The sequence below is a fragment of the Sphingobacterium kyonggiense genome, assembly GCF_039536825.1.
GTDB lineage: Bacteria > Bacteroidota > Bacteroidia > Sphingobacteriales > Sphingobacteriaceae > Sphingobacterium > Sphingobacterium kyonggiense.
Genome location: NZ_BAAAZI010000004.1, coordinates 502863 through 525020 on the forward strand (window position 1 = coordinate 502863; position 22158 = coordinate 525020).

Genomic DNA, 22158 nt, shown 5'->3' on the forward strand with positions numbered 1-22158 from the left:
AGTTATAAAAAGTCTCTTAATTAATGCATTACCATAATCACAGAATTGAAATTTTACAATTTAAATGCACATTATGTCCTCTAGATTACGATATTTGCTAGCTATGAGAAGAATTCTTTCTTTTTTGACGTTTGCAACCATTTTGTGTCTGCTAAGCAGCCCATCCTTGTTTGCACAGAACAGTAAACCGAAAATTCAAGCTGCCTTTCAGCAATTCCTGAAAAACCCTGCTTTAGCTAATGGATTGGGATCACTAACCGTTATCAATGCGAAGACCGGGGAGCTGGTATTTGAAGGGAATAACAAGGTTGGTATGCCTACAGCATCTACCTTGAAAGTCATTACTTCCATTACAGCGCTAGACCTTCTTGGACCTGACTTCAGTTTTGCCACTAAACTTTATGTCTCCGGAGATATTGATTCTTTGGGCACATTAAATGGTGACATCATTATCGAAGGAACAGGAGACCCTACTTTAGGAAGCGATCGCTATCCACAAACTAAACCCGAGTTGATATTAGCTAAATGGAAAGAAGCCATCCTTAGCTTGGGAATCAAGCAAATAGCGGGTAGTATTATTGCCAATGATCAACTCTATAAGGGATATGATGTTCCTGGAACATGGATGTGGACAGATATTGGTAATTACTACGGTGCTGGTGTATCAGCCTTAAATTGGAAGGAAAATAAACTAGGCATCAAATTCAATCCGGGAAAACCGGGTCAAGATGCTAGATTATTAGACCAAGCAAGCAACCCTAGCTATAGATTAATTAATGAAGTAAAGACTGGATCTGTTGGTTCAGGAGATAATGTTTACGCCTATTCAGCTCCATATTCGGAAGTAGTTTATTTACGAGGAACTTATGGTAGCGACTTGAAAAAGACCATTGAAATCTCTGTTCCTGACCCTGCTTTAGACTTGGCTTATGACCTTTCTCGTGTTTTAGAACAAGATTCTATTTTGGTTCTAGATACTATCATCACGTATCAAAGACTGATAAATTCCAACCCACAATACCAAATCCCAGGCAATAAAAAGCTGATCCATACGGTACAATCCCCAAAACTGATGGAGATTGTTCATTGGTTCAATCAAAAGAGCATTAACTTATACGGGGAGACTATGCTGAAAGTAATCGGTGGAATCTCTGCTAACAAAACCAATACCGCTGAAGCTGCTTCGATGGTTTCTAAGTATTGGCAGACCAAATTGAAGATCCCAACCAGTGAAATCAATACCTATGACGGTTCAGGTTTATCGCCACAAAACCGGGTAACCACAAATGCCATTGCGCAAATCATGCAATATGCCAAGGGTAGAAACTGGTATGCCAACTTTTTAAAATCATTACCAACAATCAATGGGACGAGCATGAAAAGCGGCACGATTGGTGGGGCATTAGGATATACCGGTTATCAGAAATCCGCGGATGGCCAAGAATACAGCTTTTCACTTTTAGTAAATAACTATCAGGGATCCAGTACCGCCATGAGACAGGCTATGTTTAAATTATTAGATGCATTAAAATAGAATCACCCTTTTAGGGTTGTTTCGACATATATAAGTATAAACTACAATTGTAATGAGTAACATCAACAGAAAAAAAGACGCTTTAAATTACCATGCTATGGGGCGTCCAGGAAAGATTGCCGTCGTTCCTACAAAACCACACAGTACACAGAGAGATTTAACTTTAGCCTATTCTCCGGGAGTTGCTGAGCCTTGTTTGGCTATTGCAGCAAACAGTGAGGATGCTTATAAATATACCGCAAAAGGAAACCTAGTAGCCGTTATCAGTAATGGTACTGCTGTATTAGGCTTAGGAGATATTGGTGCACAAGCTGGTAAGCCAGTGATGGAAGGTAAAGGTCTTTTATTTAAGATCTTCGCTGACATCGATGTATTTGATATTGAATTAGACACCAAGAATGTAGACGAGTTCGTTAATATCGTGAAGGCTTTAGAGCCTACATTTGGTGGAGTGAACTTAGAGGATATCAAAGCACCTGAGTGTTTTGAAATTGAACGTCGTCTTAAAGCCGAGATGAACATCCCTGTGATGCATGATGACCAACACGGTACGGCTATTATTTCTGGCGCTGCAGTAATCAATGCGTGTGAGTTATTAGGAAAGAACATTGCAGATGTGAAAATCGTAGTAAATGGTGCTGGTGCAGCTGCTATTTCCTGTACAGCTATGTACGTTGCTGTTGGTGCTAAGAAAGAAAACATCGTGATGTTAGATAGTAAAGGAGTTATCCGTAAAGACCGTGAGAACTTGGATGCTACTAAAATTGAATGGGCTACTGACCGTGATATTCACACATTAGCAGATGCAGTTAAAGATTCAGATGTATTCATCGGACTTTCAAAAGCAGATGTATTAACGCCAGATATGCTAAACACTATGGCTGAAAATCCGATTGTCTTAGCGATGGCAAATCCTAATCCAGAGATTGATTACGAATTGGCATTAGCTACTCGTAAAGATATCATCATGGGTACAGGTCGTTCAGATTATCCTAACCAAGTAAATAACGTATTGGGCTTCCCATACATCTTCCGTGGGGCATTAGACGTTCGTGCAACAGCTATCAACGAAGCGATGAAGATTGCTGCCGTTCGTGCAATTGCTGAACTAGCAAAACAAAATGTTCCTGAAGAAGTAAATATCGCCTATAACCAAAGCAATATCCGTTTCGGAAGAGATTATGTGATTCCTAAACCCACCGATCCACGTTTGATTACAGAAGTATCTATCGCGGTTGCTAAAGCAGCAGTAGAATCTGGTGTTGCTCGTAAAAACATCGAAGATTGGGATGCATACCGTGAGGAATTACACAAACGCCTTGGTAAAGATGATCGCTTAATCCGTAACCTGGCAGCTAAAGCAAAAACAAATCCTAAGCGTGTTGTATTTGCGGAAGCAGATAATACTAAAACATTAAGAGCCGCACAGATTGTTAAAGAAGAAGGTATTGCAAAACCAATCCTTTTAGGTAATAAAGAAAAAATCCAAAGCATTATCCAAGAATATGGTTTCGAATTGGATGGTGTAGAGATTATTGACCCACAAGCAGAAACTAAAACAGAACGTTTCGAGAAATATGTGGATCATTTATATGCAAAAAGACAGCGTCGTGGCATCAATAAACTAGATTCTAGAAAATTGATGACCAACAGAAACTACTTCGCGGCAAGTATGGTGGAATTTGGAGAAGCTGATACTTTAATTTCAGGCTTGACCCGCAACTATGCATCCACTATTCGTCCGGCATTACAGGTAATCGGTGCTAAACCAGGAAGCCGTGTTGCTGGTATGTATATCATGATGACTAAAAAAGGACCTCTTTTCTTTGGAGACACCACTGTAAACGAGAATCCAAATGCACAGGAGCTTGCTGATATTACCGTATTATTGGATTCAGCAGTAAAACGCTTCAACATCAAACCGCGTATCGCGATGTTATCTTATTCAAACTTTGGTTCGAATGAAGGCACTATTTCTGACAAGGTGCGTGGAGCAGTTAAAATCTTACATGGGGAACACCCAGAGATTGTGGTTGATGGAGAAATCCAAGCAAACTTTGCTTTAAACCCTGAAATGTTAGCTGCAAACTTCCCATTCTCGACTTTAAATGGTGAAGCTGCAAATACCTTAGTATTCCCTAACTTAGAGTCTGGAAACATTGCTTACAAATTACTTCAAGAAGTAGGAAATGCAGAAGCAGTAGGTCCAATCTTATTGGGAATGAATAAACCAGTACACGTATTGCAATTAGACAGTTCTGTTCGTGAAATCGTTAATATGGTAACTATTGCCGTAGTAGACGCGATTGAACATGAAAAAGCGGCTAATGCCAATGCATAATTTTAGATATGTACGAATATTTTAAAGGAAAACTTGTATTTAAAGCTCCTACCCACGTCATCCTAGAAGTGGGTGGGATAGGCTATTATCTGCACATATCATTGACGACCTTCAGTCAGATCAAGGATATGGAGGAATGTAAACTGTTTGCTTCTTTTCAAGTGAGGGAAGATTCGCAAACTTTATATGGTTTTGCTACAGAAGCGGAGCGCCATTTATTTGAACACCTGATTTCTGTTTCCGGCATTGGTCCGAATACCGGTAGAATGATGCTTTCTTCCATTACTCCGGAGGAAATACAACAAGCTATTATTGCTGGTCAAGTAAATGTTATCCAGAAGATCAAGGGTATTGGACCAAAGACAGCACAGCGTGTTATTTTGGAACTTCAGGACAAATTGAAAAAACAAGGACCTGATGCCTTGATACCATTACCGATCAGCAAAACATCGGCTATTGAAGAAGCATTGACTGCACTAGTCATGCTTGGATTTGCCAAACCAGCCGCAGATAAGGCCCTACAAGCCATTCATGCAAGCGATCCTGATCAAAGTGTCGAACAGCTTATTAAAGGCGCCCTGAAGCGCTTATAATCAAAAAAGTCGGAAATCAATTTCCGACTTTTTTATTGACATTACCTAAACCAAACAGGTGTTGCAACATACAAACCATCTTTGGACAATTTCTTATATTTGCAAACGAAATAAACAGTAGAAAATGGCAGAAGAGTTAACCATCCATAAAGGCACAAAAGAAGAACAATATCAGTCCTTACTTCCTCAAATCAAGGGCTTAATAACTGGAGAAGATAACCTCATCGCCAATTTAGCTAATATTGCGGCCGCTCTAAAAGAACAATTTAACTTTTTCTGGGTCGGTTTCTATTTAGTAGAAAACAAGCAATTGGTATTAGGTCCTTTCCAAGGCCCAGTAGCTTGTACACGCATTGCCTATGACCGTGGTGTATGTGGAACAGCTTGGGCAAAAGAAGAAACGATTATTGTCCCAAATGTGGATGAATTCCCAGGTCATATTGCTTGCTCTTCCCTTTCGAAATCTGAAATTGTCCTCCCTATTTTCCAAGCTGGGAAATGTATTGGAATTTTAGATGTGGATAGCGATCAATTAAATGCTTTTGATCAAGTTGATGCAAATTACCTGCAAGAAGTTTTAAACTACTTACCCCAAAGCGTTTAATACCTAAAATTAGGTATTAAACGTAATCTATCCTATCTACAAAGGAAAATCGATTAAATTTCACTAAATAAATCACAACTATTCGAGTAAAAAGATTATCTTCGTTGAACGTCACACCTAATTATTAATCTGCCATGTCTACAGCGAAGACATTAGCTCTACTCAATTGTATCATTGTCACGATTAATTTTTCGTGGATTATCCTCATTGATAACAGTTATTTCTTCGGACATTCCATCAATTCAGCAATCAGCGAATACCCAACCTATTTAACTCCCGACGCAATTACTTTTAAAATCTGGTCCTTTTTAGCTGCTAATATGATCTTAGTGGGCATTTTGATGTATATAGCCAGCAAAAATGAACAAGAAAATATCCGAACCCTTAAAAAGGTAGAAAAAATAGGGAACCTATTGCTGCTCAACCAATTATTTTGTGGAATGAGCATGGTCTTGAAATTAAACGACCAATTCATTTTATCGGTAATTTGCTCTGTAGGTTGTTTAATCACTATTCTATTGATCAATAGAAAGATCGAAATCCACAAATTGGTATCCAATTCCATTACACGTTATTTCATCCGCTTAGGTTTTGGTGTATATACGGGTTGGATGATTGTTATAGCAGCTTTTAACAGCGTTATTATCGTAACGAAATACGATTTGATCTCGAACTCTATCGAGATGTTCGGGTTAAACTTGGCAATTCTAGTTGCAGCAACTATTTATTCCATTTATTATACCATCTCCCACAATTTACCTGCTGTATCAGTAGTCATGGCTTGGGGAGTTTTTGGAATTCTATTAAAGAACATTAATAGCCCATTTTATATTCAACCGGATATGAAACCTTATTTATTTATCCTGTTGGCAGTAACTGTTCTAAGTTCAGCTTATAGCTTTTATCGATGTAATGTACGAAGGGGGACAGCCGTGGATTTTAATGAAAATCCACCTTCCATATCTTAACTTGCTTATCATCACTCACCGTGAAGATTCGATCTTCATTCCATAAAACATTATTGATGCTCAGGTAATGGCTATCGAACCCTCTGTCTCTAGAGATATTTTTAGCAAGTGTCCAATCTTTTGACTTCCATATTTTCAGTGTTTTATCTCGACTTGCCGTAGCGAGATATTCCATGTCCTCTGATGCTGCAATACCATAAACAGTAAACATATGTGGAACCAAATCTTGAACCTTCTCCAGGTTTTTAGGATTTAATAGATACAATTTAGCATCTCTGCCACCTGATACTAAATCATTCCCAATAAATTTAAGACTAGTCACCGGTAACTCGTGAATCTTTTCTTTGCAGATAACATGAAAATCATGTGCATCATGCAAATGAATATAACCTTGCTTATCACCAAAAGCTAAGAAACGTTCATCGGTTGACATGGCTATCACTCTTGAAGTATCATTAGCGACTTTAAATCGGTATAACAATTCCTTGTTCTCCAAACTCCAAACATAAGCATAGCCTTCTTCTCCTATCGCTAGGAGCTCTTGTTTGCCTTTGAGGTATAGAATATCAAATATAGCTCCCGATTCCGTTTTCCAATTCCCAAGGATCTCCATCTTCACAGTATCCAATAAGAGTACTTGTCCTGATCGCATTCCTACCGCTAGCATATTCGTTCCTGATATGGCCAGCAATTTATAAACAGAAGACCCCACTTTACAGACAATACGTTTAAAGGATTGACTTTTTAGGTCCCATTCCACCACGCCTTTATCATTCCCACCCGTGTATAAGATGGATCGATCATCAGGTTGTGCTAAGGCAAATATGGGGTTCTGGTGTCCTGTTAGGCTGGCTTCAAGCTGTACGTCTGCAATACTTCTCATACTACAAAGATAAGCCCATTAGCTATAAATAAAAAGGCCAACCTGAGGTTAGCCTTTCAAAGTATCTTATTGATGTCTACTTTCCAAATTCTTGGCAATAGTTTCTAAACCCATCCCCTTCTCCTTGAGAAGTACTAACAAATGGAAGAGCAAGTCGGAGGATTCGTTGATAAAATCCATGTCCGTTTCGCGGAGAGCAGCAATAACCGTCTCTACAGCCTCCTCGCCTACTTTTTGTGCGATCTTATTGATCCCACGACCACGAAGCCTATTAACATAGGAATCATCAGAAGGGAAGTCAATACGGTGTTGAATAATACGCTCTAATTGGAACAAGAAGTTCTGATTGAAATCCGTTTTAAAACAACTTCTCGAACCCGTATGACAAGTAGGTCCTGCTGGATTTACCAGCAATAATATCGTATCCTGATCACAATCTAGATGTGAACTCACTACATGTAAGAAATTTCCACTCTCTTCGCCTTTAGTCCATAGACGATTCTTACTTCTGGAGAAAAAAGTAACCTTTTTTTCGGCTTCTGTTTTTTTCCAGGCTTCTTCATTCATATAGCCCAACATTAAGACCTCTAAGGTCTGAGCATCTTGAATAACCACGGGCACTAATCCATCGCCCTTACTAAAATCTATATTCATGATGATCTTGTATTTTAAGTTCTAACGGTTATCCCCTTAGCCTTAAGTGTATCTTTTAATTCTGGAATTAGGATTTCCCCATAGTGGAAAACCGAAGCTGCTAATGCAGCATCAACACCTGCTTCCTGGAATACATCAACAAAGTGTTGTTGATTCCCTGCTCCGCCTGAAGCAATTAAAGGAATGGAAATCCGATCATTCATTTCCTTTAATAATTTCAGATCAAAGCCATTCTTTGTGCCATCATGATCCATGGAGGTCAGCAGGATTTCACCTGCTCCTCGATCTGCAGCCTCTAAAATCCAATCTTCCGTTTTTATATCCGTTAAATCACGTCCTCCACGCAAATGGACATAATTGCCATCATTAACGAATCGAGTATCCACAGCCAATACCACAAACTGAACCCCAAATGCTTTGGCAAATTCATCCAGTAGTTTTGGATTACGAACCGCAGCTGAATTAATGGAAATCTTATCGGCTCCTGCGTTTAACAACACATCGGCATCCTTTAACTCATTAATCCCGCCCCCAATCGTAAATGGAATATTAATCTGGCTAGCCACAGCCTTCACCAGGTCAACCGTAGTCTTCCTACGTTCATGAGTGGCTGTAATATCCAAGAAAACCAATTCATCAGCCCCTTGCTGGGAATACTGATAAGCTAATTCAACCGGATCACCAGCATCTCGAAGGTCAACAAAATTAACCCCCTTGACGGTACGGCCATCCTTTACATCCAAACATGGAATTATCCGCTTTGCTAACATCCTTAGAAGTTAATTAAGGCCTTTAAATTCCAAGCCTTGATATCTTCAATTGAAATTCTATTTTCATAAATGGCCTTCCCAACAACAACCGATTCCATTTTACCTAAATCGTTCAATGCCTCAATATCACCCATGGAACTAATTCCACCGGAGCCAATCAATTTAATAATGGGAGAATGCGCCAATAATTTGCTGTACAACTCTACACCTGCACCACCTAGTTTACCGTCCTTACTGATATCCGTACATAGAAAACGGTAGAATCCTAAACTAAGGCATTTATCAATGTATTCGATTAATTTAATCGGTGAACTTTCTAACCATCCTGAATATTTAATGACTTCATCCAAGACATCAATTGCAATCACGATATGGTCAGCATATTTAATACGACCCTCGTTTAATTTTGATAACTCCTCTAAAAAAGTCGGATTTGTAATCGCTTGTGTTCCAACAATTACACGATATACGCCTGCGTCGATAAGTTCTTTCACTTTTTCAATGCTGCGAACACCTCCTCCATATTGTACTTTCATCTCCGTACGACGGATGATGTCAAACAGGTAAGCCTGGTTACTAAAGTCGCCTTTAGCACCATTTAAATCTATAATATGCACGATTTCAGTACCATTAGCATGGTACTTATCGATCTGTTCTTCTAAAGAAATAGGATAGGTTGTTACTTCATCGTAATTGCCTTCTCGCAAACGGACAACCTGTTTGTCCAATACATCAATTGCAGGTATAATATACATAATTTCAAATATTCAATTATAAGTTACTAAAGTTCAGCAGCAGTGTTTCCCCTGCCTTCCCCGACTTCTCGGGGTGAAATTGTACCGCCCAAAAATTATCTTTCGCGATGGCTGCAGAAAATGGTAAACCATATTCACAACGTGCAACGCAAAAGGCTTCATTATACTCGATAAAATAGGAATGTACAAAGTAAAAATAGGAATTGTTTGCTATATCTTTAAATAATGGACATTTATCATCAAACGCAATCGTGTTCCATCCCATATGTGGCACCTTTTCTCCTAATTTTTCCTCAAAATGAAGCGTCTTAACCGGGATTATCCCCAATAAATCTGCATTCCCTTCCTCCGAAAAATCCGTCATCAATTGCATGCCTACACAAATCCCCAGTACGGGCTTCGTTTGTTGTTTGATGATCTCTGCCAGTCCTGAAGCCTTTAGCTTTTCCATAGCCGCTCCAGCATGGCCTACGCCTGGAATTAGAATGCGATCATATTGCTCGAAATCCTCTGGATGATTTATCATTCCATAGCTTAAGCCTAAGCGTTTTAAGGCCGCAGTAATCGAGAATATATTGCCCGCTCCGTAATTTACTATCCCTATCATCTTTTATCTTCCTTGTATAACCATTTGGTATTCAAAAAGTTTTACAGTAATCCCTTGGTACTTGGTAAATGCATGTTGTCCGCATCACGACGAACCGCTTTCTTAATAGTCTTTGCTAATGCCTTAAAGATTGCTTCTATCTTGTGATGCTCATTATCTCCAGTTGCTTGGATATTCAAATTCGACTTGGAAGCATCAGAGAATGACTTGAAGAAATGGAAGAACATCTCCGTAGGCATATCCCCTATTTTTTCACGTTTAAACTCAGCATCCCATACGATCCAATTACGACCACCAAAATCCAAAGCCACCTGTGCTAAGCAATCGTCCATCGGTAGAGTATAAGCATAACGCTCAATACCACGTTTATTTCCTAATGCGGTAAGAAATATCTCTCCTAAAGCTATTCCGGTATCCTCAATGGTATGGTGCTCATCAATGTGTAAATCGCCTTTAGCTTTTATTGTCAAATCCAATGAACCATGACGTGCTAATTGATCCAACATATGGTCAAAAAACGGCAATCCTGTTTCTATGTCCGATTTACCCGAACCATCTAAGTTCAGTTTAATATAGATATCGGTTTCATTGGTCTTCCGATGATGCTCTGCAACTCGGGATCCCAATTTCAAAAATTCATAGATCGACTTCCATTCGGAAGTTTCTAAAGCCACGACATCAGCGTTGATTTCTACACCCTCCAATTGACCCAATTGATCATTATTTCTCAACCAAATCGCCTTTGCCCCTAAATTCTCCGCTAATTTCACATCATTTACGCGATCACCTATGACGAATGAATTGGCCAAATCGTATTTCGTTTCATTGAAATATTCCTTCAACATACCTACACCAGGCTTGCGTGTTTCCGCTAGCTCATGAGGGAAAGTACGATCAATATGCTCACGTGCGAAAGCTACACCTTCGCCAGCAAAACTATCCATAATGAATTGATGCACCGGAAAGAAGTTTTCCTCCAGATGGGAGTCGGTTCCCAAACCATCTTGATTCGTTACTAATACCAATTCAAAATCCAATTCCTTGGCTATTCTTGGTAAGTATTGTAAAGCTCCTGGATAAAATTTTAGTTTGCTGAAAGAGTCGACTTGTTCATCTGCTGGTTCTTGAACCAAAGTCCCGTCTCGATCGATAAAAAGTACACGGATTAATTGCTCAGACATGCTATTTTGATTTATAAAAAGATTGGATTTCGGCTAGTAATTTTTCATTTTCATTTTTCGTACCTACGGTAATACGTAAGCAACCTTCACATAATGCAACCTTGGACCGATCACGAACGATAATCCCTTGGTTTACCAAGGCATCGTATAATCCCCTAGGATCTTCTAACTTCACCAATACAAAGTTGGCATCCGAAGGTGTGATGTGTTCAACCTGGCTTAAGTTGGCTAACTGTGTGACTAATGCTTCTCGTTCCTGAATGGTTTCTTTAATCCATTCATTGACAATGCTATAGTTATCCAATGCCTCTAAGACTAAGTCCTGTGTGGCTTGGTTAATGTTATACGGTGGCTTAATTTTATTGAAAACAGCTATTATCTCCTTGCTAGCGAACGCTAATCCCAATCGTAATGCTGCCAACCCCCAAGCCTTTGATAAGGTCTGTAACACCACCAAATTCGGGAATTCAGGAAGGGAGTAAGTAAATGATTTCTGCTTAGAATAATTGATATAAGCTTCATCAACCACTACGATACCTTTAAAATTCAGCAATAAGGTTTCAATGTCCAATGGATTGATACTATTACCTGTAGGATTATTGGGCGAACATATGAAGATAATCTTGGTATGCATATCCAATGCATCTGCAATACCGTCTAGGTCCAATTGAAAGTCTGGTGTTAAATTGACTTTTCGGACTTGCACATCATTAATATTTGCTGACACCTCGTACATACCATAGGTTGGTGGTACAATGATGACATTATCCAATTTTGGGGTGCAAAATGCGCGATAAAGGATATCAATGGCTTCATCGGAACCATTTCCCAAAAACATATTTTCTGAAGGTACACCTTTAATTTTTGATAACTTATGCTTTACTTGATGTTGAAGAGGGTCGGGATAGCGGTTATAATCATGAGGAAGTGGTGAGCCAAATGCGTTTTCATTAGCATCTAAGAATACCGATGCTTCCCCTTTAAATTCATCCCTTGCAGATGAATAAGGTACGAGATTTCTAATATTATCCCGAAGTAATGCGTTTAAGTCGAAGGACATTTTACTGGTCAATTTTTTGAGCTGTAAATATGGTCAAAAAATCACAAAATCACTAAACTAAATACCATTTCCCTTCTACAGAAAGCTCTGTATTAGGAAATACGGATTGCGCTTCTTCCAGAAGTGGTGTTAAAACCTTATACCGAGCGGAGTAATGCCCCAAAAGCAATTTCTTCACCCCTGTTTCTTTGGCAATTTCTGCTGCCTCCAAGCAAGTCGTATGAAAGGTTTCTTTTGCGCGATCACGCATATCGTCTAAGAATGTTGATTCGTGATACAATAGATCGGCATCTTGAATTGATGACAGATAAATCGGGTGTCGTACCGTATCCGAGCAATACGCATAACTTCTGGATTCTGGCCCAGGCTCCGTTAGTTCACTTGCATAGAACACTTTGCCTGTAGGATCCACATAGTCTATCCCTTTTTTCAATAAAGAAAAATAGGGCTTTGGAACACCTGCAGCTTCCACTTTGTCCGCTAAAATACTTGCTGATCGCTTTCCTTCATTAAAACGAAAACCCGTACATGGTATCCTATGCACTAACGGGAAAGATTTTATCGACATCATCCGTGAACTGAAGATTTCCTCTTCCTCATTGGGATTGGTATGGTGAAAGATAATGGGATAACGGATAACCGTCTCTGAGTACTTAAAATGTACTTCTAGAATTTCCTGCAATGGTGCTGGACCATAAATGTGCAGGTCTGATTTTCGACCAACCAAGTGCATGGAAGACAAGAGGCCAATTAAGCCTAAGTAATGATCTCCATGCAAATGACTAATAAAAATATGGTCTATACGATTGCTTTTGATTCCGTACCGCGACAATTGCATCTGGGTACCTTCTCCACAATCGATCAAAAATAATTGTTCGTTATAGTTGATGACTTGTGATGTTGGATGGCGTTCAAAGATCGGCGTAGCAGAGCTATTACCTAATACCAACACTTCAAATCGAATCATCTTATACTTGCCCCTCTTTTAAGTCTAAGCGAATCTCATTGCCAAAGATTAAATCCTTTGCTTTTTCCACATTCGAAGTAATAATAAGGTATTTATCTAACCCCAAGGAGTTGATGTAGCTTTTTACACCATCATTCAGGTTGGTGATGATAAATAATCCACCTAAGGATTTACAAAGACGACGAGCTAATAATCCAGTACGGATTCCATGCTCATCAGTCTCCAATACTTGATTCATATCAAGGACGATGTTTCGCTGACCACCGGTATTGCGTAACATAAATTCGCCTTTTAAACTTGCGGCGGCATCCCCATCCAATTTCTGTTGAAGAGGCTCTATCACCACATATCGATCGTACTTATCCACCGTAAATTTCATAATATGTTCCTTTTTTTGGTAATTCCTATAATTGTGCCAATGCTTCGTTCACATTTTTCTCCACCCGATTCAACACCTCGCCTTCAGCAGGGTATTGGAATTTATCCCCAGTGATGTGTTCGAAAAGCTCAATATAGCGCTCAGAAATTGAATTTACAATAGCATCTGTCATTTCAGGTACTTCTTGTCCTTCTTTCCCTTGGAAACCATTCTCGATAAGCCATTGACGGACAAACTCTTTGGAGAGTTGTTTTTGGGCTTCGCCATTCGCTTGACGTGCTTCATATCCTTCAGAATAAAAATAGCGTGAAGAATCTGGCGTATGAATCTCGTCGATCAAGTATATTTCACCATTATGCTTACCAAATTCATATTTCGTATCCACCAAGATTAAGCCTCTATCAGCCGCAATCTCGGTTCCACGTGCATATAAGGCATGTGCATACTTCTCCAGTTGGCTGTATTCCTCTTCACTTACGATGCCTTGGCGAATAATCTCTTCACGGGAAATATCCATATCATGTCCAACCGCAGCTTTGGTTGTCGGGGTAATGATTGGAGTAGGCAACTTATCGTTTTCCTTTAAGCCTTCTGGCAAAGTAACCCCACATAATTCACGACCACCATCGCGATAAGTGCGCCATAAATGCCCAGATACATAACCACGAATAACCATTTCTACTTTAAAAGGTTCACATTGTTTCCCGATTGTAACATTGGGATCTGGAACAGAAACCACCCAATTTGGAACAATATCCTTGGTTGCTGCCAAAAATTTCGATGCTATTTGATTCAATACCTGACCTTTGTAAGGGATTGCCCGTGGCAATACCACATCGAAGGCTGAAATACGATCCGATGCGACCATAACTAAATAGTCATCACCGATGCTGTACACATCACGGACCTTGCCCCGGTAAAAGGAGGTTTGATTATTGAACTGAAAGTTCGTTTCTTTTATTGTACTCATTATCTTGTGCGTAATCACGCGTTAAATTTCATTAAATATCACCGTAGGCTTCCAAGATCCGTTTCACAAGTTTATGCCTTACCACATCGGCACCACTTAGGTAAATCATATCGATTCCTTCAATACCATCCAGAATTTTCACAGCATTCACCAGCCCTGACTGTGTTTTCTTCGGCAAATCCACCTGCGTCATATCTCCAGTTACGATGAATTTCGCCGTTGGTCCCATACGTGTTAAGAACATTTTCAACTGCATATCGGTCGCATTTTGTGCTTCATCTAAAATCACAAAACAGTTATCCAAGGTACGTCCGCGCATAAATGCTAATGGTGCAACTTCGATGGTACGGTTCTCCAAGTATCCTTTCAGCTTTTCAACAGGGATCATATCGTCCAAGGCATCGTATAAAGGCCGTAAGTAAGGATCTACCTTTTCCTTCAAGTCACCCGGCAAGAAACCTAAGTTCTCCCCGGCTTCTACTGCAGGACGTGTTAAGATTATACGTTTGATCTCTTTATTGCGTAAAGCACGAACAGCAAGTGCAACAGCAGTATAGGTTTTCCCCGTTCCGGCAGGACCGATAGCAAAAAGAATATCATTCTTATTGATACTATCCACCATACGGCGTTGGTTGGCCGTTCTTGCACGAACCACAATTCCATTCGGACCATAAACAATAGGCTCCCCTTTCATGGCCGCTGCTTTCGCATCAGCCTCATCCTTACTGTTCACCGGCGCCTTAATGTCGCTGACAACTCCTAAGATGCCCTCAAGCTCCAATAATGAAAGTGTTTGAAATTGGTTAACGTGGGCTAGAATCTGATCGAATGTTTGTTGAAAACGACCTCTTTCCCCCTCTTCGCCTAATACCTTTAGCTGACTACCCCGTGCTACCAAGCGCAATTTTGGGAATGCCTTCTTGATAAGCTCATAATTCTCATTCTGTGCCCCCCATAGGGTTACCAGATTGACAACATCTAAATTGATTTCTAATTCACTCAAATTTTAGTGTGTTAATTGTTCAATTATTTTTCTTTTCATCCCCTGCGGGTTTCTTTAAAGATACCCAATTTTATACTATCTTGAACCTTTTAAAGGTTTTGCTGACTCAAAAATACAAACTAATTGAGCAGAAATAAAAGCATTTGCAAGGATAAATTCACATATGATTTAGCATTCAGTTTACTTTTTCTATTTTTGTAGTTCGCTTATCAAAAACATCAGTTAAAATTTTTAGCTTCGGGCATTCTGGATAGTATGGGAGTAATAACGTTAACCACCGATTTAGGTCATCGCGATTTTTATCAAGCTGCATTGAAAGGCAGTATTATTTCGCAATTGCCTAATGTGCGATTGGTGGATATATCACACGATATTCCATCCTTCAACATACAGCATGCGGCATTCGTTATCAACAACGCTTACCCGTATTTCCCGAAGAAAACGGTTCACCTCATTGGTATTGACACCGTATTCCAAGAAGATTCACGCTATTTAGCCATGGCATACAAAGGTCAATTCTTTGTGGGCGCTGATAATGGTATCTTCAGCATAATCCTTGGTGAAGATCAACCTACGGAATTGATCGAAATCAACATCATGCAGGATTTACGATACCTGCATTTCCCATTAGCGGATATCCTGACCAAAGCTGCTTGTCATATTGCCAGTTCCGGCAAATTAACTGACATCGGCTTCCATATCGACAATGCTGTACAAAAAGTAACCTTCCAACCGGTTTACAACCAGTTTAGCATCAAAGGGCATGTGACTTACATCGACTCCTTTGGCAACGTGATCAGCAACATCAGTAAGGAACTTTTCAACAAAGTGCAAAACGGAAGAGATTTCATCTTACGATTCAAACGCAATGAAACCATCTCTAAACTGAGTTGGCATTACAATGAAGTAGTGGAAGGAGAAAAACTCTGCTTATTTGGTATCAGTAATTTCTTGGAAATCGCCATTAATAAGGGAAATGCCAATCAATTGTTAGGCTTGTATCAAGATGAAACCATCTTGGTGGAGTTTTTCGATAAATAGAATTTTTCAATTCTACTCAAAAGTTTTACTTTCTGACACAGGCTTGAGTCCGCAAATGACCTTGCAGGACTTTTTTTATTTTTCTCTGTAGTCTACCAAGGATGCTATCCTACTCACACCTCCTTATTGATAAAAATTTACCTCATATCGTATTCTAATTTTAGCCCATAATCCTTCGATACTCTAATGGAATTTCCAAGGATCTGATACGGATCTTGTTCAGATCTCGTTCGCTTCTAACCGAACGAGATCCGAACGAGTTCCGAAGGAGATCCGAAGGAGATCCGAATAAGTACCAAAGAAAACCCTTGTGAGAGATAGTTAGACCACAGACAAAAGACATCAGAAATAGAAAGGAAAAAGTAGGTATGAGACCGCTGCGCTATTAGATGTGAGATATGAGATATTAAGGTGGATAAGTTATGGTCCGTACAATTCAGAACACCGCAAAGAGTCTGAGCCCTGCGGGCAGTATGGAGTAATTAGTATGGAGTAATTCGACCTATTGGCGAAATATCATTTATGTCATTTACAACTCAGAACGAAGTGAAGAGTCTCTGTTCCCTCCCCATATGACTCGTCATCTTCCATCGAAGGTGGAAGATCTTTAAACTATGCAAATCAGATAAAGAAAATAAGTTGAAATAGATTTTTGCTTGAGCGGCCGAAGCATGCTTCGACCCTACGGTTTTTGTGGTAAACAGTAATAAAATCACGATTGTCTGTAGGCGATGCATGCATCGCCCGCTATATACCTAAATCCCCACAAGAAGGCTCTGTATTGAGTAGCATGACCTATTATCGGATCATAATCTAATCATTTAGAAAGGCTATAAAACAAAAAAAGCTGACACGGTATATTGGTCAGCTTTTTCTATTAGTGGTTTTGATTATTTATAAATTCCGAAATCCGCCAAGTTTGCGTAATAGAAATCTCCCCAAGAGTTTTGGGATTCGATTTTTAAATAACGTGTGCTGATTGTAGACCCTAAATCAATATTGATCCACGATCCATTCACATTTGGCAGTTGAAATGTTTTTAACAGCGTCCATTCTGTACCATTAGTACTTTGGTAAACTTTCACATCTTTTAGGGCTCCATTTAAGTTATCACGTTGTCTAAATGCCAATCCTTTGAAGCTACGCACTTCCCCCATATCTACTGCTACCCAATGCGGGTGAGTAGGTTGCCCAGCTCTCCACGTAGAGTGCCAAAATGTATTTCTATTATTATCCAGAATAGAGGAAGCTATTCCATCCCATTCTTCACTATCTTTCCCTAAGATTGACCAGCCAGTAGTAGGCTCCAATGTATGGACAGCTACTCCAGAAATCTGTGGGATTGAATTGACAAAAGAATAGTTATATCCAAAATTCGTTCGTGTACCATTTTCATGAACAAATCCTATACGCAATTGGTAATCGCCTTCCAATTTATAGAAATCAGTTAAAGGGCATACAAAGTGGAATCCGTCTGTACCTACGACTTTTCCAGACCAGCTTACAGCATCGTAATCTGTGTTTGCTGCTCCGAATGGTGCAGGATCATTCCAAACAATGATATCGTTTACTTTCTTGCTGCTTTGGAATTTTCCATCAATGACAATACTTCCATTTTCGTATTTTACCGAGAGTTCAGTGATCTCGTTATTAACTGTTGTATACCAATCGCTACGTGTTTCCGTACTGAAAGTTTGAGAACTATTGAAAGTTGCTGTTGAAGACCTCGAAAGCGTCGTTAATGACTTTCCATAAGTATAGTTTCCATCACTCATTAGTGAAGTACCTCGCGATGGAACCATGGATTTTATCATTTTATCGTGGCTGGCATTCAAACCGTGTCCAAGTTCATGCAATAATCCGCCAATAAAAACTGTTGCTGAGTTACCACGAGCACCGGATGTACCTAAGTAATTTACATCCAGGTATTGGAAATCTAAGGCATAACAATATGTACCACTGCCATAATATGGGGGTCCTGAAGGCCTATAAGGATCGCTAAGATCATAGGCAGGAACGATGATTAAATTATGTACGCTTTTCTTATCATCGGGATTTTGCGTGAAATAAGCATCAACCTCGGCTTTAATATTTGGTCCACCGCCATCGTACATGTATTTTTCTTTACCAAATTTCCCTTTGAGATAAATGACATTTACCGTTTTGTCATTAATCAAGTTTAAGCCGAAGGATTTTCGACCATATCCATCTTTTTCCATATCATCCGCAAATTCCTTTTGTCCTCGCAATAAGATTTGACTTAAACGATTTTTGAAATTTGCAAAAGTATCCACATCATTAGGTACAAAATAGAATACATTCAGTTTGTATGGATTTTTGTTCCATGGATTGGTAATTTCCGTTGGTTTAGGATCTGGATCTGGACCTGGCTTAACTCCAGGATCAACTTTTGATTTTGAACAGGAATAAAATGCGAATAAAAATACGCATAGAAACATCCTCCAAAGGTTTGCGTGCATCATCGTAATAGGATTAAATAGTTAATTGATTATTTGATGCGATATTACAAATCATAAACCAATATTTTCACGAAACACATTATTCTTTTATTCATTTTTATTAATCAAACGATTGCTTAAACAACGAAACCGAAAACTATGTAACGAGAAACAATAACTATTTAAGAAAAACAGAATTTCAGATAGTATGAAGCAATAAAATATTATCCAAAAACATAGGACAGTATAACTTGTAGTGGATATCGTAAGGGATGGAATTCACATGATACAGTCTGTTTTAAAGTATTCCATGTGAAACATATTTTGCATTCTTGGACGCATTTTTGATAATAAAAAAACTAAATATCCTAAAACAACATGTTTAAAATCCAAAGACCTCAATGGAGGAAGCTTAATTTTCAATTCTTATTTTTAGCCATAATAGGCCTTTACATGAGCAGTATTCCGGCTCATGCGAACATTCAAGATAGTACAGCAAAAGCCGCCGATTCCCTGACATTCGAAGCCCAACGAGCAAGAGTCAATCAGCTATTGGACTCCAGAAGCAAGCGGTTTGGCGAGTATGCTACTTCTTTGGAAAAGAAGACCGGTGTTTTTGGTTTGTTTAAGACGAAAAAAGATATGCAGAAATCAAATGACATTCTTCGGGAATTGGTCATTAACGATAATAATATCTTCTTGGAGACACGGAAATTGCTTGACTTGAAAGACGCACAATCCGAGCGCTATCAAAAACTAGCAACCGAGTACGACCAACAGGTCTCCGCCTACATGAAAACCATCAATAAACTTCAAAATGAAAATGATAAACTCCGAGGAGAAATAAGTCAATTACAAGATGTAGATCAAGGTAGTGACAACAAACTCTTTTTTGCAATCGTCCTGATTCTGATACTTGTAGGTATAATTGTCTATCTTTATTTAAAGCATAAGCCTAAAAAATTGACTGTATAGTGATAAGAAGACATAGATATATGTTTACTTTTGCCCAATTCATTAGTAAAGATACATGGCCAGACCGAGATTGAACAGTGGAGATTCGCATTCGGAGGATTTACCGAAAACGAAGTTAAACAAGGATACCTTTAAAAAAGCCTTAAAGATTTTCTCTTATATCAAACCTTTCAAGTGGAAGTTTGTGATAGGGATGATTTTTTTGATTCTATCAAGTTTAACCATGCTGACCGTTCCAGCATTGCTAGGAGCGATGATAAATGCAGCCCAAGGGCAACAATCCTATAATTGGTTGCCAGCGGATGTCTCCTATATCGGCGGACTGAGCATTGCTATTCTCGGGATATTAGCCGTCATTTCCTTTTTCCGTATTCGTCTTTTCGTGGAGATTGCAGAGAAAGCATTGGCAAATATCCGTAAAGAAAGCTACCTAAAACTAATAACCTTACCAATAGATTTTTTTGCCAACCGCAGAGTTGGTGAACTAAACAGTAGGTTATCTGCCGATCTATCACAGATTCAAGATACCATGACGACTACCTTGGCGGAAATAATCCGTCAAACAATCAGCTTATCTTTTAGTGTGGTTTTATTGGTTTTGGTTTCGCCAAAACTTGCCCTCATGAACTTGAGTATTTTACCGGTGATTATTGTGATCGCTTTAATATTCGGAAGGTTTATTCGTAAATTATCTCGAGAGTCACAAGATGAACTTGCTGATTCCAATGCCATTGTTCAAGAGACATTATTGGGGATTAGCAATGTTAAAGCTTTTGTAAATGAGTTTTTCGAGTCAAAACGTTATGCTTCAAAATTAGAGAAGGCGGTTAATTTGGCGGTTAAGGGTGCCACCTACCGTGGTGTTTTTGCTTCTTTTATCATTTTCGCCATTTTTGGAGCGGTAGTTTTGGTTATTTGGTATGGTGCGACATTGGTATCTACTAAGGAAATTTCGGTTGGTGATTTGACCAGTTACATTTTATACTCCATGTTTGTTGCTGGCTCTATGGGAAGTTTCCCAGAGCTCTATGCCAGTATACAGCGTTCTTTAGGTGCTAGCGAACGTATCTTAGAAATCCTGGACGAACCACAAGAAGATATACAGGTAGCTGAGAGCGACAAAGTCATAAAACAGGAATTACGTGGTGATATTCGTTTTGATCATGTTCAATTCGCTTACCCAACCAGACCTGATATTGAAATTTTAAAAGACATTTCCTTCGAGGTAAAGGCCGGCAAGAAATTAGCGATTGTAGGTCCTAGTGGTACTGGAAAGTCAACTATTGCTTCTTTAATCCTACAGTTCTATCAACCAAGTGGTGGTACGATTTATTATGATGACATACCATCAACAGAATTGGCCTTGACCGACATCCGTAATCAGGTTGCCGTAGTACCTCAGGATGTACTCTTGTTTGGCGGTACGATTCGGGAAAACATAAGTTATGGAAACTTGACGGCTGATGCGGAGGATATAATAATGGCGGCAAAACGTGCTAATGCCCATCAATTCATTATGGATTTTCCAGATGGTTATGATACGGTTGTTGGCGAACGGGGGGTGAAACTTTCTGGCGGACAGCGACAACGTATTGCCATAGCGCGCGCACTATTAAAGGATCCTGCTATCTTAATTTTGGATGAAGCCACCTCATCACTGGATTCCGAATCCGAGCGTATGGTGCAGCTTGCTTTAGAAGAATTGATGAAGAACAGAACCTCAGTCATAATTGCCCATCGACTATCGACTATTCGCGATGCAGACTGCATCATTGTGGTTGAAAACGGATTAATTTCAGATATGGGAACACACCAAGAGTTGATGACTAAGGGCAGTGGGCTTTACCAGCATTTATACCAATTACAGTCCTTACAGGTGATTGAAAGTTAATTTTTGTTAATTTCCACTAGGCACAAACATTTTGGCTTATTGCTTGTTTGAAGTATAATATCAATTACAAAAAATAGGATAAAACAATATAATCATGGAAAAGAATAGAAATGGACTAGTGGCATTCGCCCTATTAGGATTAGCTGTAGGTACAGCAGCATATTATTTATTAGGAACTGAAGACGGTAAAAAACAATTGGACCGTGCAAATGACGGTATCAAAAGTTTAACGAAATCAATTAAAGATTTATCGAAGAAAGAAGCAAAACGTGCTTCAAAATTCGCTAAATCAGCAAAAGAAGATTTAGAGAACCTTAAAGATCGTGCAAAGAATGCAGGCCGTGATGCATTGGATAAAGCAGCATCAAAAGCTAACGAGTGGGCAGGACGTGCATCAGATGCAGCTCATGGAATGGCTGATAAAGCGAGTGATGTAGCTGACAAAGCAAAATCGGAGATTAAAAACGCTTAATTTCTAGCTCATTCCACTTGGTAGAGCAGATTGATTCGTATCTTTGTCACG

21 protein-coding genes are annotated in these 22158 nt (G+C 39.3%); 9 read left to right on the plus strand and 12 right to left on the minus strand.

Features of this window, described 5'->3' with window-relative positions:
- The first annotated feature begins 103 nt into the window (after window positions 1–103).
- From dacB to ABD676_RS03265, 5 genes are all read left to right on the plus strand, one after another.
- Window positions 104–1534, plus strand: a complete 1431-nt coding sequence (gene dacB / locus ABD676_RS03245; protein WP_344673235.1) for a D-alanyl-D-alanine carboxypeptidase/D-alanyl-D-alanine endopeptidase — start codon at window positions 104–106, stop codon at window positions 1532–1534.
- Window positions 1535–1586: 52 nt separating this feature from the next.
- Window positions 1587–3875, plus strand: coding sequence for an NADP-dependent malic enzyme (locus ABD676_RS03250; RefSeq protein WP_344673236.1), 2289 nt, complete (start codon window positions 1587–1589; stop codon window positions 3873–3875).
- Window positions 3876–3883: 8 nt separating this feature from the next.
- The gene (gene ruvA, locus ABD676_RS03255) at window positions 3884–4468 is read left to right on the plus strand and encodes a Holliday junction branch migration protein RuvA (RefSeq protein WP_344673237.1); all 585 of its coding nucleotides are present in this window, start codon (window positions 3884–3886) and stop codon (window positions 4466–4468) included.
- A gap of 124 nt (window positions 4469–4592) precedes the next feature.
- Window positions 4593–5072, plus strand: coding sequence for a GAF domain-containing protein (locus ABD676_RS03260; protein WP_344673238.1), 480 nt, complete (start codon window positions 4593–4595; stop codon window positions 5070–5072).
- Window positions 5073–5206: 134 nt separating this feature from the next.
- Complete coding sequence (locus tag ABD676_RS03265; protein ID WP_344673239.1) at window positions 5207–6040, plus strand: hypothetical protein; 834 nt, start codon at window positions 5207–5209, stop codon at window positions 6038–6040.
- Here ABD676_RS03265 and ABD676_RS03270 read toward each other — a convergent pair.
- The 11 genes from ABD676_RS03270 to ABD676_RS03320 all read right to left on the minus strand — a co-directional run bounded on the left by ABD676_RS03270 (window position 6012) and on the right by ABD676_RS03320 (window position 15269).
- The gene (locus ABD676_RS03270) at window positions 6012–6923 is read right to left on the minus strand and encodes a WD40 repeat domain-containing protein (RefSeq protein ID WP_344673240.1); all 912 of its coding nucleotides are present in this window, start codon (window positions 6921–6923) and stop codon (window positions 6012–6014) included. The two genes, ABD676_RS03265 and ABD676_RS03270, sit on opposite strands and share 29 nt — an antisense overlap.
- A 66-nt stretch (window positions 6924–6989) precedes the next feature.
- Window positions 6990–7580, minus strand: a complete 591-nt coding sequence (gene hisIE, locus ABD676_RS03275) for a bifunctional phosphoribosyl-AMP cyclohydrolase/phosphoribosyl-ATP diphosphatase HisIE (RefSeq protein ID WP_344673450.1) — start codon at window positions 7578–7580, stop codon at window positions 6990–6992.
- Window positions 7581–7591: 11 nt separating this feature from the next.
- Complete coding sequence (hisF, locus tag ABD676_RS03280; protein WP_344673241.1) at window positions 7592–8347, minus strand: imidazole glycerol phosphate synthase subunit HisF; 756 nt, start codon at window positions 8345–8347, stop codon at window positions 7592–7594.
- A 2-nt stretch (window positions 8348–8349) separates the two neighbouring features.
- A complete protein-coding gene (locus ABD676_RS03285) occupies window positions 8350–9102 on the minus strand; it encodes a 1-(5-phosphoribosyl)-5-[(5-phosphoribosylamino)methylideneamino]imidazole-4-carboxamide isomerase (protein ID WP_344673242.1) in 753 nt (250 codons plus the stop codon).
- A gap of 16 nt (window positions 9103–9118) precedes the next feature.
- Window positions 9119–9709: an imidazole glycerol phosphate synthase subunit HisH gene (hisH, locus tag ABD676_RS03290; RefSeq protein WP_344673243.1), complete on the minus strand. Its 591-nt coding sequence runs from the start codon at window positions 9707–9709 to the stop codon at window positions 9119–9121.
- A 41-nt stretch (window positions 9710–9750) separates the two neighbouring features.
- Window positions 9751–10890, minus strand: coding sequence for a bifunctional histidinol-phosphatase/imidazoleglycerol-phosphate dehydratase HisB (hisB, locus tag ABD676_RS03295; RefSeq protein WP_344673244.1), 1140 nt, complete (start codon window positions 10888–10890; stop codon window positions 9751–9753).
- 1 nt (window position 10891) lies between these two features.
- Window positions 10892–11950 carry a histidinol-phosphate transaminase gene (gene hisC, locus ABD676_RS03300; RefSeq protein ID WP_344673245.1) on the minus strand — a complete coding sequence of 353 codons (1059 nt, stop codon included), beginning with the start codon at window positions 11948–11950 and terminating at the stop codon, window positions 10892–10894.
- A gap of 52 nt (window positions 11951–12002) precedes the next feature.
- Window positions 12003–12914 carry a ribonuclease Z gene (locus ABD676_RS03305; protein ID WP_344673451.1) on the minus strand — a complete coding sequence of 304 codons (912 nt, stop codon included), beginning with the start codon at window positions 12912–12914 and terminating at the stop codon, window positions 12003–12005.
- Window positions 12915–12918: 4 nt separating this feature from the next.
- A complete protein-coding gene (locus tag ABD676_RS03310) occupies window positions 12919–13296 on the minus strand; it encodes an STAS domain-containing protein (protein ID WP_344673246.1) in 378 nt (125 codons plus the stop codon).
- Window positions 13297–13321: 25 nt separating this feature from the next.
- The gene (locus tag ABD676_RS03315; protein ID WP_344673247.1) at window positions 13322–14266 is read right to left on the minus strand and encodes a phosphoribosylaminoimidazolesuccinocarboxamide synthase; all 945 of its coding nucleotides are present in this window, start codon (window positions 14264–14266) and stop codon (window positions 13322–13324) included.
- 31 nt (window positions 14267–14297) lie between these two features.
- Entirely contained in the window at window positions 14298–15269 is a 972-nt protein-coding gene (locus ABD676_RS03320; RefSeq protein WP_344673248.1) for a PhoH family protein, read from the minus strand.
- Window positions 15270–15524: 255 nt separating this feature from the next.
- On the opposite strand from ABD676_RS03320, the gene ABD676_RS03325 reads away from it, so the two are divergent.
- Window positions 15525–16310, plus strand: coding sequence for an SAM hydrolase/SAM-dependent halogenase family protein (locus tag ABD676_RS03325; RefSeq protein ID WP_344673249.1), 786 nt, complete (start codon window positions 15525–15527; stop codon window positions 16308–16310).
- An 890-nt stretch (window positions 16311–17200) separates the two neighbouring features.
- Here ABD676_RS03325 and ABD676_RS03330 read toward each other — a convergent pair.
- Window positions 17201–18793 (minus strand): discoidin domain-containing protein, encoded by a 1593-nt coding sequence (locus ABD676_RS03330; protein WP_344673250.1) that lies wholly within the window; start codon window positions 18791–18793, stop codon window positions 17201–17203.
- 354 nt (window positions 18794–19147) lie between these two features.
- Between ABD676_RS03330 and ABD676_RS03335 the strand changes: the two genes are divergently transcribed.
- The 3 genes from ABD676_RS03335 (at window position 19148) to ABD676_RS03345 (ending at window position 22107) form a co-directional block, all read left to right on the plus strand.
- The gene (locus ABD676_RS03335) at window positions 19148–19744 is read left to right on the plus strand and encodes an NAP domain-containing protein (protein ID WP_344673251.1); all 597 of its coding nucleotides are present in this window, start codon (window positions 19148–19150) and stop codon (window positions 19742–19744) included.
- A gap of 55 nt (window positions 19745–19799) precedes the next feature.
- Window positions 19800–21635, plus strand: coding sequence for an ABC transporter ATP-binding protein (locus ABD676_RS03340; protein WP_344673252.1), 1836 nt, complete (start codon window positions 19800–19802; stop codon window positions 21633–21635).
- Window positions 21636–21729: 94 nt separating this feature from the next.
- Window positions 21730–22107: a YtxH domain-containing protein gene (locus tag ABD676_RS03345; protein ID WP_344673253.1), complete on the plus strand. Its 378-nt coding sequence runs from the start codon at window positions 21730–21732 to the stop codon at window positions 22105–22107.
- Window positions 22108–22158: the final 51 nt, after the last annotated feature.